The 13,393-nt window shown below is 63.1% G+C and carries 8 protein-coding genes and 1 pseudogene; 6 read left to right on the top strand and 3 right to left on the bottom strand.

Going from position 1 to position 13,393, the window contains the following annotated elements; genetic code table 11:
* A pseudogene (locus WBQ77_RS10660) lies at positions 1-653 on the bottom strand (hypothetical protein); the annotation flags it as partial.
* A 264-nt stretch (positions 654-917) separates the two neighbouring features.
* On the opposite strand from WBQ77_RS10660, the gene glmU reads away from it, so the two are divergent.
* The 4 genes from glmU (at position 918) to WBQ77_RS10640 (ending at position 6,582) form a co-directional block, all read left to right on the top strand.
* Complete coding sequence (gene glmU / locus WBQ77_RS10655) at positions 918-2,267, top strand: bifunctional UDP-N-acetylglucosamine diphosphorylase/glucosamine-1-phosphate N-acetyltransferase GlmU (RefSeq protein WP_424060190.1); 1,350 nt, start codon at positions 918-920, stop codon at positions 2,265-2,267.
* A gap of 121 nt (positions 2,268-2,388) precedes the next feature.
* Entirely contained in the window at positions 2,389-4,209 is a 1,821-nt protein-coding gene (glmS, locus tag WBQ77_RS10650) for a glutamine--fructose-6-phosphate transaminase (isomerizing) (RefSeq protein ID WP_424060189.1), read from the top strand.
* 44 nt (positions 4,210-4,253) lie between these two features.
* A complete protein-coding gene (locus WBQ77_RS10645) occupies positions 4,254-5,558 on the top strand; it encodes an SPOR domain-containing protein (protein ID WP_424060187.1) in 1,305 nt (434 codons plus the stop codon).
* Positions 5,559-5,748: 190 nt separating this feature from the next.
* Positions 5,749-6,582: a DUF502 domain-containing protein gene (locus WBQ77_RS10640; protein ID WP_424043178.1), complete on the top strand. Its 834-nt coding sequence runs from the start codon at positions 5,749-5,751 to the stop codon at positions 6,580-6,582.
* A gap of 2 nt (positions 6,583-6,584) precedes the next feature.
* Here WBQ77_RS10640 and recG read toward each other — a convergent pair whose 3' ends face one another.
* On the bottom strand, positions 6,585-8,717 hold the full coding sequence (gene recG / locus WBQ77_RS10635; RefSeq protein WP_424060185.1) for an ATP-dependent DNA helicase RecG: 2,133 nt from the start codon (positions 8,715-8,717) through the stop codon (positions 6,585-6,587).
* A gap of 110 nt (positions 8,718-8,827) precedes the next feature.
* On the opposite strand from recG, the gene WBQ77_RS10630 reads away from it, so the two are divergent.
* Both WBQ77_RS10630 and mfd read left to right on the top strand, forming a co-directional pair.
* Positions 8,828-9,103: a succinate dehydrogenase assembly factor 2 gene (locus tag WBQ77_RS10630; RefSeq protein ID WP_424060183.1), complete on the top strand. Its 276-nt coding sequence runs from the start codon at positions 8,828-8,830 to the stop codon at positions 9,101-9,103.
* A 28-nt stretch (positions 9,104-9,131) separates the two neighbouring features.
* On the top strand, positions 9,132-12,647 hold the full coding sequence (gene mfd, locus WBQ77_RS10625) for a transcription-repair coupling factor (protein ID WP_424060181.1): 3,516 nt from the start codon (positions 9,132-9,134) through the stop codon (positions 12,645-12,647).
* A 17-nt stretch (positions 12,648-12,664) separates the two neighbouring features.
* Here the strand turns inward: mfd and WBQ77_RS10620 are convergent, their stop codons facing one another.
* A complete protein-coding gene (locus tag WBQ77_RS10620; RefSeq protein ID WP_424060178.1) occupies positions 12,665-13,186 on the bottom strand; it encodes a GNAT family N-acetyltransferase in 522 nt (173 codons plus the stop codon).
* Positions 13,187-13,393 lie beyond the last annotated feature (207 nt).

The raw sequence follows: 13,393 nt of genomic DNA, 5'->3' as shown, positions 1-13,393 counted from the left end.
GCAACTGTTGGCGCGAGCTCAGGCTTGGGCGCAGCCGTCGGAGTGGGCACTGGCGGCGGCGCGGGCACCGCTGCGGGTTCTGGCGTTGGCTTTGGGGCCTCGGCAACTGCTGGCTCGAGCTCAGGCTTGGGCGCAGCCGTCGGAGTGGGCACTGGCGGCGGCGGGGCCAAGACAACCGGCTCGGGTTGCACTGGCGGTTTTTGCGCCTCGGCGACAGCCGGTTCAGGCGGGGATGCCGGGGCCGAAACGACGGGCTCGGGTTTCGGCAGGGGCTCCAGTTTGGGCAGTGCGCGCGGCGGCGATGTGGAGACCGAGCTGGACGGGGGCAGCTTGGCCGCCGGCCCGATGAAATTCTCAATCGGCCTGAGCCGCTGGTCCAGAGCGGCCAGTTGCTGCGACAGTGTCTGGAGATTGCCGTCGATGACGCCCAGTTGCTCCGCTGAAAGACCTGAGGACGCGGGAGCCGGTGCCGGGACAGGCGCAGCCGAAGAAGGGGCGGCGGGCGCTGCCATTCTGGCCGATTGATCTCCGGCAGCGGAGGGGTCGGCGAAGAGGGTGAAGAGGTAATAGGCCGAGAGGCCCCCAAGCGCGATCCAAAGGATGGAGAACACGCTTCGAGCAGTGCCAGGTCCGCCAACACGCCGTCGTGCCATGGGAGTAACCTCCTGTCGCGCATGCCGGCGGCGAGAACCTACCGGCACGCATCGTCATATCGTTAAGCCATTGCCGCAGTTTGTGAGATTACTCGCTTCGTTCATAGGGTCAATTTTTCCTGCACCGAGGCACAATGGTGTTCGAAGGCGGCCTCAAGCCCGGTGGCCCTGGGCGCCGCTTTGGACTAGACAGGGCGCGAATTCTTAATATTGGACGGCTACCGTTTGTGGCCGCCGAAAGCGCAGAGGGATCTTAATAGTCAGATGACACAGGCTCTCGCCGTCGTCCTTGCCGCGGGCAAGGGCACCAGGATGAAGTCCGACCTGCCAAAAGTCCTCCACCGCTTGGCCGGCGCGCCCATGCTCGGGCACGTTCTCGGGGCCGCCGGTGCCGCAGGGATTGTGCGCGCGGCTCTCGTAGTCGGTCCGGGCATGGATGCCGTCGGCGAGGCGGGGCTGGCCGTTGTCCCCGAGGCACAGGTCTTCGTGCAGTCCGAGCAGCTTGGAACCGCCGATGCGGTCAAGGCGGCTGCGCCCGCCTATGAGACCTGCGCAGGTCCTGTGCTGGTCCTGTACGGCGATACGCCGCTTCTGCGGGCTGAGACCTTGAAAGCAGTTCTGGGCGAACTCGAAGCGGGGGCCGACCTCGTCGTGATCGGGTTCGAGGCAGCGGATTCAACAGGTTATGGTCGTCTTCTCTTCGACGACAAGAGCCGTCTTCAGGGTATTCGCGAGGAGAAGGACGCCACGCCCGCCGAGCGGGCTCTAACGCTCTGCAATTCGGGCATCATGGCTTTCCGCGCCAGTGCGACGCTTTCGGACCTTCTTTCCCGCATCGGCAACGACAACTCCAAGGGCGAATACTATCTGACCGACGCGGTCGCGCTCGCCCACCAGGACGGACTTCAGACACGCGTCGTGTTGTCCAACGGCGAGGAGGTCCTCGGCGTCAACTCCCGCTCGGAGCTATCTGTGGCGGAAGGGCTGATGCAGCGGCGTTTGCGCGCTGCCGTTATGGAGCACGGTACGACATTGGTCGCACCTGACACCGTGTTCTTAAGCTACGACACGGTTGTCGGTCGCGACGTAGTCATCGAACCCAATGTCATCATGGCACCAGGCGTCACCATCGAGGACGGCGCGATGATACGGGGCTTCTGCCATCTCGAGCGGGCCCGCGTGGGCGCGGGCTCGACCGTGGGACCTTTCGCGCGGTTGCGACCTGGGGCAGAGCTGGCGCCAGGGGCTCACGTAGGCAATTTCGTCGAGATCAAGAACGCGAAAGTCGCCGAAGGCGCGAAGGTTAACCATCTGACCTATATCGGCGATGCGAGCATCGGACCGAACGCTAATATCGGGGCCGGCACCATCACCTGTAACTACGATGGCTTCTCGAAGCATCGCACCGAGATCGGCGCCGGCGCCTTTATAGGATCGAACAGCTCACTTGTGGCACCAGTCAAGATTGGCGATGGGGCCTATATCGGCTCCGGGAGCGTCATTTCGAAAGACGTGCCTGACAACGCCTTGGCGCTCACTCGGGCAAGGCAAGAAGAGCGCGACGGATGGGCCTCGAAGGTTCGACAACGGCGGAGCCGGGATAAGTCTAAATAGGACCGCTGCCCAAGGCGCCGCCGCGTCAGCCGCAACAAAGCGATACAGCTCGTGAATTGCGATGGCGTGCGTGCATGGCTAGCAAGACTCAAGACGCATGACGACGAGGGAGTAGGGGGCGATGTGCGGAATTGTTGGCGTCCTTGGGAAGGGGCCTGTCGCCGAGTTGCTGGTCGACGCGTTGAAGCGTCTCGAGTATCGCGGCTACGATTCGACGGGTGTTGCCACAGTCAGTGATCGAGGGATCGAGCGGCGCCGGGCTGAAGGAAAGCTGCGCAATCTCGAATCGCTGCTCGGCGCCGAGCCGCTGCCAGGAGACGCCGGGATCGGTCATACGCGCTGGGCGACGCATGGCAGGCCCAGCGAAGCCAATGCCCATCCGCACATGACCGATGACGTCGCCGTGGTCCACAACGGCATCATCGAGAATTTCAGGGAGTTGAAGGCCGAACTTGAGGCTGAAGGCGCCCCGTTCACCTCCGATACGGATACGGAGGTAATCGCGCATCTCATCACGCGCGAGCTGCGCGACGGCACAGATCCCGTTGCCGCCGTCCATAAGGTTCTGTCCCATCTCAAAGGCGCGTTCGCCCTCGCGATGATCTTCAAGGGCTATGACGACCTGATGGTCGCCGCGCGGCAGGGCAGCCCCTTGGCCATAGGCTACGGCGAGGGGGAGATGTTCGTCGGCTCCGATGCGATTGCACTCGCACCCTTTACCGACAATGTCGCCTATCTGGAAGACGGCGATTGGGCCGTGATCACGCGCGAGGGGGTGAGTATTCACTGTCGCGATGGGTCGGTCGTCGATCGCGCCGTCGTGAAATCCCACGCTGCCGGGCTCATGGTGGACAAGGGCAATTTCCGCCACTTCATGGCGAAGGAGATTCACGAGCAGCCCGAAGTCGTCGGCCATACACTCGCACACTATCTCGACCTTGCGAACTACCGGGTTGCGCTGCCGGACCTGCCCTTCGATTTCGCGAATGTGAGCCGCCTGTCCCTGTGCGCGTGCGGGACCGCCTATTATGCGTGCGTCGTCGCGAAGTATTGGTTCGAGCGTTGGGCCAAGCTGCCGGCGGACGTGGATATCGCCTCGGAGTTCCGCTATCGCGAAATCGCGATGGAGCCGGGCGGGGCGGCTCTGTTCGTCTCCCAGTCCGGCGAGACGGCCGATACCCTGGCGTCGCTCCGCTATTGCCGGGGCCAGAACCAGCATGTTCTGTCCGTGGTCAATGTGCGTGAATCCTCGATAGCCCGTGAGTCGGACGGGGTGTTGCCGACCCTTGGCGGTCCAGAAATCGGCGTGGCCTCCACCAAAGCCTTTACTTGCCAGCTCACCGTGCTCGCGTGTCTCGCCATCGCGGCGGGCAAGGCGCGCGGAACCATCGGTCCCGAACTGGAAACAGAGCTGGTCAAGGCGCTGGTCGAGGTGCCGCGTCACATGGCCGAAATTCTTCGGGACGAGTCCGATTACGAAGACTTGGCTCACAGACTGTCGAAGGCACGCGATGTCCTTTATCTCGGCCGGGGCACGAGTTATCCGATCGCGCTCGAGGGTGCCCTGAAGCTTAAGGAAATCTCCTACATTCACGCGGAGGGCTATGCCGCCGGCGAGCTGAAACATGGCCCGATCGCGCTGATCGACGAGAGCGTGCCGGTCATCGTTATCGCGCCCAAGGACGACCTCTTCGACAAGACGGTTTCCAACATGCAGGAAGTCGCGGCGCGCGAGGGCAAGATCATCCTTGTCAGCGACGCCGACCCAGGAAGTGCGGGCTGCGCCGTGCAGACAACCTTGCCGGTCCCGACTGTCCACCGATTCGTATCGCCGCTGGTCTACGCGGTCCCGGTTCAGCTGATCGCGTACTATACCGCAGTCTTCATGGGAACTGACGTGGATCAGCCTCGAAATCTCGCAAAGTCTGTGACGGTAGAGTAGTCTTTAGCCTCGGATTTGCCTGATTTCTTTGATTGAGCAAAGGCATGTTGAAATTTCAGCACACCGTCCGGCCGCGCCGCATGGGCGGCGTCGGGCATTTCTTCCGGCTTCGCCCCGCGCTTGGGCTAGCCCTGGGAGTGGTGTGTGCCGCGGCCGCTTTGCCTGGGCCCGCGATTGCGCAGGACATCGGCTTGCGGCGTGGTGAGGCCTCGCTGAATGCGGGGCAGTTCACAGACGCAGCGCGTCAGCTTTCCGCGACCGTGAACGACAAGGACGCCACCATCAACCAGGTGGCGAAAGCACTCTATCTGCGAGGCATCGCGTACCGTCGCGCCGGCTATCCGGGCCAGGCCGCAGCGGATCTCGGCGCGGCGCTCTGGCTAGGCCTTCCGTCTTCGGACAAGCCGCGGGCCTATGTGAACAAGGGGCTGGCCTTTCAGGCGGCGGGCATGCAGAGCCAGGGCGCGTCCGCCATGGCCCAGGCCCGGCGTTATTCGAGCGCCAGTACGGTGCAGAAGCTGACCGCGCAGGACGGTGGTGTGGGCCCCGTCGCGAGCGGCGGCATCGCCAGTTACATCCCCAGCGCCAGCGGCGTGTGGAACAAGGTCGTACCGAGCTTAGGGGGACCGAAGAAGACGGCCGGATCGGGTGGCGCGGCAGCGCCTACTTCAAACACCAGTATGTGGGACAAGATCGTGCCGAGTTTCGGGGCACAGAAGACCGCAATGGCGCCGGAGGGCGCGACAGCTGCAGGGGCCCAGTCCGCCTCAGCCGGATCGAGCGCCGCTGCGCCGCAAGCAGCCCCGACCTCGGGGTGGGATGCGTCCGTCAGCGAAGGTTCGGGCGGCAACGCCGTCAGCCGCTGGTGGGGTTCCGTCGCTGGCGGCGGAGCGTCTACCGCAGCGCAAACCACGCCGGCTGCAACGACCCAGAGCGCACCCGTGGCGAATAATACGACCACCGCGACAAGGACGGCCGCCGTAGCGCCCACGGCCGGGAGCACGAGCGGGAGTGGCGGAGCAGGCATCGGCGGTTGGTTCTCGCGTCAGACGGCGGCGCTGACGGGCGCAGGCGCCGGATCCTCTTCAAGAACGGGGTCGGGCTATACGGTGCAGCTCGCCAATAGCAGTTCGCGGTCGGAGGCCGAGGCGCTATGGAGCAAGGCCAAGCGGTCCAATTCCAGCCTTGCTAGCACCCCGTCGCGGGTCGAGACCGTCAACATGGGCAGTCTCGGCACGTTCTACACGGTCAAAATCGGGCCTTTCGCCAGCCAGAGCGAAGGGTCCAAGGCCTGCAACTCGATCAAACGCGGTGGGACGGATTGCACCGTGGTTGCCCCTGGCGGGTAGGACGACTCACAACGTGTCTGGGCCTGCCATCTTGACTTCGGCTCTTGCTCGTCTTTGACACCGGTTGCCTCGTTGAATCTTGACAAAGCCCGTCCGGTTGCGAGAACGGTCGGAGAACCTGGGCTTCCTGACACACTGAGTTTCATACAGAGCTTCCAACACCGACTCTAGGGCGAAAAGACTCCCAAAAATGACCAGTCCAAAAGACAACAATTCGGATCAAGAAAGCCAACGACACGACCCGGACTTTCCGGGCTTGGACGACGAGGACGATCACAGCCTATTCAGCGCGCTCGAGCCAACCTCGTCGCATTTCCTGGCGCGGCTTAGGGGCTACTTCCTCACGGGCCTCATCATCGTGGGACCCGTGGCGATCACCATCTATGTCGTGTGGTGGTTTATCAACCTGGTCGACGGATGGGTGAAGCCGCTCATTCCGAACTCTTACCTTCCGGAGAATTTCCTGCCCTTCAACGTGCCGGGCGTCGGGCTGATCTTCGGCATTGTCGGCTTGATGCTTATCGGGGCCTTGGCCGCAAACCTGTTCGGCCGGACCATCGTCAGCTACGGTGTCATACTGCTCGACCGGATGCCGGTTGTGCGCGGCGTGTATCGCCTGTTGAAGCAGATATTCACCACGGTCTTTTCCAAGCAGGGAACGTCGTTCAAGCGCGTCGGCCTCATTGAGTTTCCGCGGCGTGGGCTCTATGTAATCGTGTTCGTGTCGGGCGACCCGCCCGGTGAAATCAGGGAAAAGCTCGGCGGCGACGAGCTGATGTCCGTGTTCATGCCGAACGCACCCAACCCCACGACTGGGTTCGTCATGTTCATGCCCGCCAAGGATGTGATCCTGCTCGACATGGCCATCGACGACGGGGCCAAGCTCGTGATCTCGGCAGGTCTGGTGGCGCCGAAGCAGAGCAAGCTGAAGCAGCTTGCCGAAGAGGCGAAGAAAATGTCGGCGTCGAACGAGGCCATACCGCCCAAGGACGTGCCTCCGACGAAAGAAGAGACTGCGGCGTAAGCTTAGCCCGCGCGCATTAGTTTGACGGCATCGTCTCGCTCGAACAGATAGAGCAATAGCCGCAAACGCTCGCCGTGCTCGCCCTCGAGACGGGGCATGCGCGACAGGCATAGGCGCGCCTCGTCGCGGGCGGCCGCGAGCAGGTCTTGATGGTCCGGCAGCTGCGCGATGCGAAATGCAGGCAGTCCACTCTGCCGCGTTCCCAGAACTTCGCCGCCACCACGAAGGCGCAGATCCTCCTCGGCGATCACGAACCCGTCCTCCGTACTGCGCATGACATTGAGCCGTTCGCGCGCGAGCTCGCCCAAAGGCTGCTTGTAGAGAAGCAGGCAAGAGGACTGCGCCGCGCCCCGGCCGACACGCCCACGCAATTGGTGAAGCTGCGCGAGACCGAAGCGTTCGGCATGCTCGATGACCATGACAGAGGCGTTGGGAACATCCACGCCAACTTCGATCACCGTGGTCGAAACCAGCACCGCTAGGTCGCCCGCGGCGAATTGCGCCATAACGGTGTCCTTCTCTTTGCCCGTCAGTTGGCCGTGGACCAAGCCGACCTGGCCGCCTAAGCGCTCGCGCAAATGCGCGTAGCGTTCCTCGGCTGCCGCGAGGTCCAGCACTTCGGATTCGCCTACCAGCGGGCAAACCCAATAGACCTGCGCGCCACCTTCAACGGCGCGGTCGATCCCATCCACGACCTCGTCGAGCCGCTCTAAGGAAACCGTCCGTGTGAGCACCGGCTTGCGCCCAGGTGGCTTTTCGTCGAGCCGGGACACATCCAGATCGCCATAGCTCGTCAGCAGCAGCGTGCGCGGAATGGGGGTTGCCGTCATGACGAGGAGTTCGGCGCCGGCGCCGAGACCCTTAGCTTGGAGCGCCAGCCGCTGATGCACACCAAAGCGGTGCTGCTCGTCGATGACCGTAAGGCCGAGGTCCTGAAAGGCGATCGCCTCCTGAAACAGTGCATGGGTGCCGATCAGGATGTCGATCTCGTGTGCTTTCAGGGCTTCTAGTATGGCCAGCCGCTCCTTGCCACGCTCGCGTCCCGTCAGCAGCCGCACGCGCAGACTGGCCGGTGCGGCGAAGCGCGAGATGGTCTCATAGTGCTGGCGGGCCAGGAGCTCAGTCGGGGCCATTAAGGCGGCTTGGTGACCCGCTTCGACGGCTGTCGCCATGGCCAGAAGCGCGACGATCGTCTTGCCGCTTCCCACATCGCCTTGCAGCAGGCGCAACATATGTAGCGGATCGGCCATGTCGGCGTCGATCTCCCTGAGCGACCGGGCTTGCGCGCCAGTCAAGGCAAAGGGCAGGGCGTCCACGATCGCCTTCCGCAAGCGTCCAGGTGCCGCAATCGAACGGCCCGCGCGGCGTTTCAGAGACTGGCGGAGAACCGCGAGCGCGAGCTGATTGGCGAGAAGCTCGTCATAGGCGAGCCGTTCGCGCGCGGGGTTGGTGGGCAGAAAATCGTCCTCGCTGCGGGGTGTGTGCAGGTCTTTCACACTATCGGAAAACGAACTCCATTCGTTCTTGGCCACAAAAGCGGCATCGGTCCATTCGGGAAGATCGGGCAGGGCCTTCAGGGCGCCGTCGATGGCCTTGCGTAGGCTCGTGTTGGAGAGGCCTGCCGTCAGCGGATAGACGGGCTCGATTTCCGGGATGCCCGCGCCGCCCTCGACTGGAGCCACATGGTCGGGATGGGTCATCTGCAGACGGCCGTCATAGGATTCGAGCCGGCCCGAAATGACTCGGCTCTCGTCCAAAGGCAGCAGCCGTTCAAGATAGCGCTGGTCGGCCTTGAAATAGACGAGGTCGATGGTGCTTGTCTCGTCCTCCACCAGAATACGATAGGGAGCCCTGCGGCCCTTGCGCGGTCCGCCGGGGCGATGTTCGGCCACGCGCACGGTCAGGGTAACGATCTGTCCGAGTGGGCTCTCGGCTATCGAGGGCGCGTGCATACGGTCCACAAGCCCAACGGGAACGTGCCAAAGAAGATCGATCAGGCGTGCATGGCCACTCACGCCCTTGGGTCCTGGAACTTTGGGCGCTAAAAGTTTGTCCAGAAGGCCTTCTATTCGTGGGCCGACGCCTTTCAGCGTGCGTACGGGCGTGAAGAGTGAATTGAGCCGGGCAGGGCGCATGAACCTAGTCTAGCAAGCGATTCGTGGCGGCCTTGATATCGAATGGCGTGGCCTTGACATCGAAAGGGCCGCTCTGTCTAACGCAGCAACAAGGATTGGAAGCTTGGATCATGTCGAGTGATCTTGGAATGCGACGACGCCGAGCCGTTTGGCGGGCTTCTCATAGAGGCACGAAGGAAATGGACTATCTGCTTGGTCGCTTCGCCGAGCAAGCCGTCGACAGTATGAATTCCAAGGAAATTTCCGTCCTGGAGCGCCTGATCGAGATGCAGGACCCCGAGATCGAGCTGTCGGTCTATGAGGGTTACTCACTGGGCGATAAGGATCTGGACACGCTGATCGCACTGATCCGCGAATTCCACGATTTTCCCGGAGCCCGGCACTAGCCGCGCCTTTTGAGTAAGCCCGAGCGTGATGAGTTCTCGAGTGCCATTGCCATCCTTGCCTGTCGACCGCCTGTTGGCGGAACGGCGCGCCATCGCCAGTGGTGTCCCCGAAGGGCTGGACGCGCTGGTGCTGGCCGAATTGGCACGGCATGCGGGTGCGCCCATCCTGCACGTAGCCCGGGACGGCCATCGGCTCGCAACCCTCGAGGAAGCGATCGGGTTTTTTGCGCCCGACATGCGTGTCGTGACCTTTCCGGCGTGGGACAGCGTGCCTTACGACAGGGTCGGCCCCAATGCGGAGATCGTCGCCGACCGGATAGAAGCCCTTTCGGCGCTTGCAGGCATGGACGCGGGCGATAAGGCTCCGCTCGTGCTGCTGACATCCGTGAATGCAATCGTGCAGCGCGTCCCGCCGAAGAGCTTTATCAAAGCTTCAAGTCTGAGCCTTCGCGCCGGCAATGTCCTGAACATGGGCAAGCTCGTGGAGCGGCTGGTGACGGCCGGCTACGCCCGTGCCAGCACGGTAACCGATGCGGGGCAGTATGCTGTACGGGGCGGCATCCTCGATCTGTATCCGCCGGGCGGGCAGCCAGTCCGCCTCGACTTCTTCGGCGATACGCTGGAATCGATCCGTGCCTTCAATCCCGAAACGCAGCGTACGGAATCCCGCGTCGAGGCAATTGACTTCCTGCCCATGAGCGAAGTGGCGCTCACGCCCGACGTGAGAAGCGGTTTCCGGCAGCGCTACGTGGAGCTGTTCGGCACCGTGACCGGAGACGATCCTCTTTACGAGGCCATCTCGGCGGGCCAGCAGCATCAGGGCATGGAGCATTGGCTCCCGCTCTTTCACGATGGCCTCGACACGTTGTTCGATTATGTCACTGGCGCGGTCGTCACGCTCGATCCGCTGTCGGACGATGCCCGCGAGAGCCGTCTGGAGCAGGTCGCCGACCACCATGATGCGCGCGCCGAAGCGCTGGAGCGGAAGGCGTTTGGTGCGCCGCCTTATCACCCGGTCCCGGCCGACAGCATGTTCCTGACCGAGGTCGAGTGGCAGGGCCTCTTGAAGGCTGCACCGCATGTGATCGCTTTCGACCCGTTCGAACGCCCTGAAGCGGACGGCATCGCCATCGTGTCCTTTGGCGGCAGACAAGGACGATCGTTCGCGCCGGAACGGCAAACCGAAGGCGCCAATGTCTTCGACGCTGTCGTGGCCCATGCCAAGACACTGGTTGCGGCGAAGAAGATCGTCATCGTGGCCTGCTGGAGCGCGGGCGCGCGCGAACGGCTCGCCGCGCTTCTGGCCGAGCATGGTATGGACGGCACGGTGCGCGTCGAGATCTTTCCGGACGCGATTGCAGCCCCCCAAGACGCAGTGTCCGTGGCGGTGCTGCCGCTCGAGGCTGGCTTCGAGTCGCCCGGCATCGCCGTTGTCGGCGAGCAGGATATTCTGGGCGATCGGCTCGTGCGGAAGGCACGCAAGCCCAAAGCCTCCGACGCGCTGACAGAGGCCTCGACCCTCGCGGTCGGCGATGTCGTGGTGCATGCCGATCACGGCATTGGGCGCTTCGTGGGCCTCAGCACGATCGAGGCCGCCGGTGAGCCGCACGATTGCCTGGAGCTGCACTATCAAGGCAACGACAAACTCTATTTGCCGGTCGAGAATATTGAACTTCTAACTCGCTTCGGCTCGGATGAAACCAGCGTCGTTCTGGATAAGCTCGGGGGCGTTGCCTGGCAGTCGCGCAAAGCCAAGCTGAAACAGCGCATTCGTGACATGGCCGAGAAGCTCATCAAGGTTGCCGCCATGCGGGAGCTGCGCACCGCGCCGTCCCTTGCGCCCCTCGACGGCACCTACGAGGAGTTCGCCGCGCGTTTCCCGTATGAGGAGACGGAAGATCAGATGACCAGCATCAACGCCGTGCTGGACGATCTGGCGAGCGGTCGGCCCATGGATCGGCTTGTATGCGGCGACGTGGGCTTCGGCAAGACCGAGATTGCGCTGCGGGCGAGCCTCGTGGCCGTGCTCTCAGGCAAGCAGGTGGCTGTCGTGGTACCAACAACGCTCCTTGCCCGTCAGCACTTCAACACATTCGAGGAGCGCTTCCGTGGTTTCCCGGTGCGGATCGCGCAGGCCTCGCGCCTGGTCTCGGCCAAAGACTTGAGCGCGACCAAAGAGGGGCTGAAGAACGGTGACATCGATATCGTCATCGGTACGCACGCGCTGCTTGGAAAATCGATCGACTTTGCCGATCTCGGCCTTCTCATCATCGACGAGGAGCAGCATTTCGGCGTGAAGCATAAGGAGCGTCTGAAAGAACTGCGTGAGGACGTGCATGTGCTGACGCTCAGCGCCACGCCCATTCCGCGTACGCTGCAACTGGCCATGTCGGGCGTGCGCGAGATGTCGTTAATCGCAACGCCGCCCGTGGATCGGCTCGCGGTACGCACCTATGTATCGCCGTTCGATCCCATGACACTGCGCGAAGCGCTCTTGCGCGAACGCTTCCGGGGCGGGCAGGCCTTCTTCGTTGTGCCGCGCATTTCCGATCTCGACGAGGCGGGCGCGTTCTTGCAGGAGCATGTGCCGGAACTGCGCGTCGCACGGGCTCACGGGCAGATGAGCTCAAGCGAACTCGACGACGTGATGAACGCGTTCTACGACCGGCAATACGATGTGCTGCTGTCCACGACCATCGTCGAAAGTGGGCTCGACATTCCGTCGGCCAATACGCTGATCGTGTATCGCGCGGATCGTTTCGGCCTTGCCCAGCTTTACCAGCTTCGGGGGCGCGTCGGCCGATCCAAGATCCGCGCCTATGCCTATTTTACGATCCCGGTCGACGCGCGCGTCACTCCGGCCGCTCAGAAGCGCTTGAAAGTGCTGCAATCGCTCGACACGCTGGGAGCTGGGTTCATCCTCGCGAGCCACGATCTCGACTTACGCGGTGCGGGCAACCTCCTCGGCGAGGAACAGTCCGGGCATATTCGCGAGGTTGGATTCGAGCTCTACCAGTCGATGCTTGAAGAGGCCGTCGCCGCACTGAAGGAAGGCGGCGGCGCGTTGGTCGAGGATCAGTGGAGCCCGCGCATCAATCTCGGAACGGCGGTGCTGATCCCGGAGGAATACGTGCCCGACCTTCAGGTCCGGCTCGGCCTCTACCGGCGCTTGTCGGGCGTGGAGACCCAGGAGTCTATCGAGGCCTTCGCCGCCGAGTTGATCGACCGTTTTGGTCCGTTGCCGGACGAAGTACGCCACCTTCTCGACGTAGTAGAGATCAAGGGGCTATGCCGCCAAGCGGGCGTCGAGCAAATCGATGCGGGGCCGAAGGGCGCCGTGGTCCTCTTCCGCAACAACGAATTCGCGAACCCCGAGGGGCTCCTGCGGTTCATCAGCAAATATGCGCGCAAGATCAAAGTGCAGCCCGACCACAAGCTGATCTTCTACGGCAGTTGGCCGAATGCGGAGGATCGGCTCATCGGTGCCCGCGACTTCCTCAAAGAACTTGCCAAAATTGCCGGTGCGGACAAGAAGGTGGCGTAGACCGGTCGTCATAGGCCTTAAGGGGTCCACAGGGCCGGACGGCGCCAGGCTTGCGGAACGGTGAGCTGACCGCGAAGCTGTGTCTTGTGCTCCGACAGGCTCAGCGATTGCCAGGCGCCACGCAATCCCTCCAACAGGGGAAAGGGCGGCATCACGTCGTCGTCGCGCTTGAAGCCGAGGAGGCCGTAGTAGCCCGGATTGCCCAGGACGTAGACGCTGTCCGTGCCGGCGTCCTGCAAATGCCGCAGGCCGGCGCGAAGAAGCGCGCTGCCAAGCCCTTGCCGTTGCCGGCCGGGCGCGACGGCCACCGGTCCTAAGAGCGCGACCTTGTCTGTTCTCTCGGTAAGGCTGCATGGTGTGAAAGCCGCATGAGCCACAAGCCCGTTATCGGCTACTCCCACGAACGAGATCGCCGCCGATCCTTCTAGGTCCCGCACGAGCGGCACCAGATCTTCATCCGGAAACGCCTCCGGATAGAGCGCCTCGATCGCGGGCGCATCGCTTGGCAGTGCTTGGCGTATCTCGACGTTCTTGATCATTGTGCGGATGCCGCCTTTGCGCGGGGTTCAGCCAAGGCGGCCGCTCTAAACCTCGCGCAAGATCTTCGTGCGTAAGATGGCACCATCATCGCTGCGCGGGATTTCTTGAACGACGAGAAGCTTATCCGGGAACTTGTATGGCGCGACGCTCCGCTCGGTGAGGAAACGATGTAGCCCGTCCAAGGATACGGGCGCAGAGGGCGCGGG

This window comes from Methyloceanibacter sp. (genome assembly GCF_049590335.1).
Lineage (GTDB): Bacteria > Pseudomonadota > Alphaproteobacteria > Rhizobiales > Methyloligellaceae > Methyloceanibacter.
The sequence above is the reverse complement of the archived record's forward strand: the minus strand, read 5'-3'. Positions and strand labels throughout refer to the sequence as shown.

Excerpts from the sequence above, each read along its gene's own strand:
- glmU (WP_424060190.1), top strand. The coding sequence starts at position 918 with ATGACACAGGCTCTCGCCGTCGTCCTTGCCGCGGGCAAGGGCACCAGG.
- glmS (WP_424060189.1), top strand. The coding sequence starts at position 2,389 with ATGTGCGGAATTGTTGGCGTCCTTGGGAAGGGGCCTGTCGCCGAGTTG.
- WBQ77_RS10645 (WP_424060187.1), top strand. The coding sequence starts at position 4,254 with ATGTTGAAATTTCAGCACACCGTCCGGCCGCGCCGCATGGGCGGCGTC.
- WBQ77_RS10640 (WP_424043178.1), top strand. The coding sequence starts at position 5,749 with ATGACCAGTCCAAAAGACAACAATTCGGATCAAGAAAGCCAACGACAC.
- recG (WP_424060185.1), bottom strand. The coding sequence starts at position 8,717 with ATGCGCCCTGCCCGGCTCAATTCACTCTTCACGCCCGTACGCACGCTG.
- WBQ77_RS10630 (WP_424060183.1), top strand. The coding sequence starts at position 8,828 with ATGTCGAGTGATCTTGGAATGCGACGACGCCGAGCCGTTTGGCGGGCT.
- mfd (WP_424060181.1), top strand. The coding sequence starts at position 9,132 with ATGAGTTCTCGAGTGCCATTGCCATCCTTGCCTGTCGACCGCCTGTTG.
- WBQ77_RS10620 (WP_424060178.1), bottom strand. The coding sequence starts at position 13,186 with ATGATCAAGAACGTCGAGATACGCCAAGCACTGCCAAGCGATGCGCCC.